This window comes from Micromonospora sp. KC207 (genome assembly GCF_004348615.1).
Lineage (GTDB): Bacteria > Actinomycetota > Actinomycetes > Mycobacteriales > Micromonosporaceae > Micromonospora.
In genome coordinates, this window is sequence record NZ_SMKJ01000505.1 from 1 (window position 1) to 2,648 (window position 2,648).

Genomic DNA, 2,648 nt, shown 5'->3' on the forward strand with positions numbered 1-2,648 from the left:
GTGTGGTCACCGATCCCGTGCAGGCGGTGCCGTTGAGCGCGAATGACGCGGGTATCGGGTTGGCGTCGTTCCATGCGCCGAGGAACCCGATCGAGGTGGACGCGCCGGTGCCCAGTGATCCGTTCCAGCTCATGCTGGCCGCGGAAACGCGGGCGCCGGACTGCGTCCAGGTTGCGCTCCAACCCTGCGCGACGCGCTGGCTGGCGTTCGGGAAGTCGAACGTGAGCGTCCAGTTCGACATCGGGTCACCGAGGTTGGTGATGGCGACGTTGGCGGTGAACCCGTCTTTCCACTGGCTCTGCACCGTGTACGTCACGGAGCAGCCGGATGCGGCCGCCGAGGCGGGAAGGGTTGCCGTTGCGATGCCACCCAGTACCAGCGCGCTGGCGGTGCCGGCGGCCAGTAGTGCATAGCGGTTTTTCATCTGATCTCCGCCTGGATGAGGTGAGGGATCGATGGGAGCGCTGCGGACATCCTTTATTAGGATGGTTATGAAAGTCAATGAGCCATTGCGCGCCAGGTTCTGACTACTGGCGGTTGTCATGTGGCGCGGTCGTGCTCGATGTGGAGGATCACCAGCGCGGCAGCGACGATCTTTCCGATGCGCCAGGGGTTGGAGCTGACGTTGCGCAGCGCATTGAAGGTCATCATGATAGAGTTTCGGCGTTCGCCGGTGGCACGCAGGCTGTTGTGGGCCTTGTTGAGCTGTTTCTGGGCGAGGGCGAGCCGGCCGTTCTTCGGCTTCTTCAACGCGACGGTGATGGTGCCTCGCCCTCATAGCCCAGATTGCCAAGTGTTTGCAGGTCAGCTGCAGTTTTGGAGCTTTGTAGATCGACTTCGGCGCGCGGGTGGTCGAGTCGCTGCGTTCATGTTCCACCGCGCCGTCGTACGCGACGTTCTGCGCGTTGCTGGTCGGACACGTCGCGGCGGTGCGTCGGCGCACGGTCTGCGGAATGTGGATCGCCGCTGGCCTGTCACGATTGGTCCACCACGGGCGAAGCGCACTGGTTCTTCGCCCGGGCCCGCTGGTACCCGGACACCCTCGGTCTCGCGGTGGCCGCGACGGACCGGCCCCGAATGCTGTGTCTGCGGGCGGATTCGCCACGGTCGGCCGGGACGAACCCCAGCAGGCCGGATGATTTTGGATGACATCCGGACGGGCTGCGTCCGTGCCACGGCGGCCGGTTCGGGGGTACGGGGTGGCCGGGGTCAGGTGATGCGGGAGGCCCGGGAACTTTTCCGCCCCGGGCACCGACAAACCGGGGTGCGGCGCTCTCGGGCGGCGTACCGAGATCGGCCTTCCGCCCCGGCGGAGGGTGCCAACCGCCGGAGCTGGGCCGGGAGACAGACCACGTGAACCGAGCAGCGTCGCGGACCGTACCGGTCCAGGTGAACGCCCGACGGCACCGCCCGTCGCGGCCGACGGTCCGCCCCGGCGCGGGCGGTTGTCCGTGAGCGGGCCCGGGTGGGCCGCCGGCGCGGGGGCCGACGACGAGCAGGTGACCCGGTGGGCGCGGTTGGCCGGCGCGGGCGACCAGCCGGCTGCCGCCGCGTTCGTGCGGGCCCTCCAGGGCCCGGTGTGGCGGTTCCTGGCCCACCTCGCCGGGCCGGGGGAGGCCGACGACCTGACCCAGGAGACGTTCCTGCGCGCACTGCGCAGCCTGCCCGGCTTCGCCGGCCGGTCCTCGGCCCGTACCTGGGTGTTCAGCATCGCCCGCCGGGTCGCCGTCGACCAGGTTCGCACGGCGGTGACCCGCCCGCGTACGACGGCGCTGCCGGACTGGCAGGCGGCGGCGGAGGGCGCGGGCGCGGCCGAGCCCGGCGCGGACGACGGGGTCGTCCTGCGCCAGCTCATCGCCGGTCTGACACCGGAGCGGCGAGAGGCGTTCGTCGCCACCCAGGTCGCCGGCCTGTCGTACGCCGAGGCGGCGCAGGTCTGCGGCTGTCCCGTCGGCACGATCCGTTCCCGGGTTGCGCGGGCGCGGGAGGACCTCGTCGCCGCGTGGCACGCCGACGGCCGCCCGGCGCGGTCGACGCGGGCCGGCTGAGCCCCGCCCGGCGCGTCGGTCGGTCCGCCCGGCCCTTCGACCAGCGGAGCGGCTCGCCGGACGGTCGGGTCAGGTGACCGGCCCGACCCGTCGGATCAGGCGGCCTGGTGGTCGGCCCGCCCGGCGGACCCGGTGGGGTGGGCATGGGCCCGCGTCGAGTACGGATGCGGCGGCAGCAGCCGCAGCGGGGCCGCCGGCTCGGGCTGGTCCAGCTCGATTCGCCAGCGGGAGCCCGGCGACCTGCCCTGCCGGGGCGCGGGCTCACCCGGGCGCAGACCGGGCCACGACAGCAGCGCGGTGAGCACCCAACCGAACACCAGGATCGCGTGGCTGACCAGCCGCGACACGGCGACCTGACCGGTCACCAGGTCGTTCACCGACAGCAGCACCAGGGTCGCGACGAAAGCGCTGAGCATCGGCAGCACGCCGGCCGGCGGGAACCGCCGCAGCGCAACGAACAGGAACCCGGCGCCGACGGCGACGTTCCACGCCGCCGACTCGTGCCACAGGTGCTGCCCGGTGACGTGCGCGTGCGCGACGGTCGTGCCCCGACCGACCTGAACCAGCCCCAGCACCACCTGCACCGCCCCCACCACCCCC

3 protein-coding genes and 1 pseudogene are annotated in these 2,648 nt (G+C 71.8%); 1 reads left to right on the forward strand and 3 read right to left on the reverse strand.

The genetic code is table 11. The annotated features are described in order from the left end of the window. Both E1258_RS31845 and E1258_RS36070 read right to left on the reverse strand, forming a co-directional pair. Positions 1-544 (reverse strand): cellulose-binding domain-containing protein (locus tag E1258_RS31845; RefSeq protein ID WP_243715817.1); only part of this gene is annotated, 544 nt, incomplete at its 3' end. Then, on the reverse strand, positions 541-750 hold the full coding sequence (locus tag E1258_RS36070; RefSeq protein ID WP_132407588.1) for a hypothetical protein: 210 nt from the start codon (positions 748-750) through the stop codon (positions 541-543). The genes E1258_RS36070 and E1258_RS31845, both read right to left, overlap by 4 nt. A gap of 701 nt (positions 751-1,451) precedes the next feature. Between E1258_RS36070 and E1258_RS31855 the strand changes: the two genes are divergently transcribed. Further along, a complete protein-coding gene (locus E1258_RS31855) occupies positions 1,452-2,048 on the forward strand; it encodes a sigma-70 family RNA polymerase sigma factor (protein ID WP_132407590.1) in 597 nt (198 codons plus the stop codon). 95 nt (positions 2,049-2,143) lie between these two features. Here the strand turns inward: E1258_RS31855 and E1258_RS31860 are convergent. Further along, positions 2,144-2,648, reverse strand: a pseudogene (locus E1258_RS31860) (hypothetical protein); the annotation flags it as partial.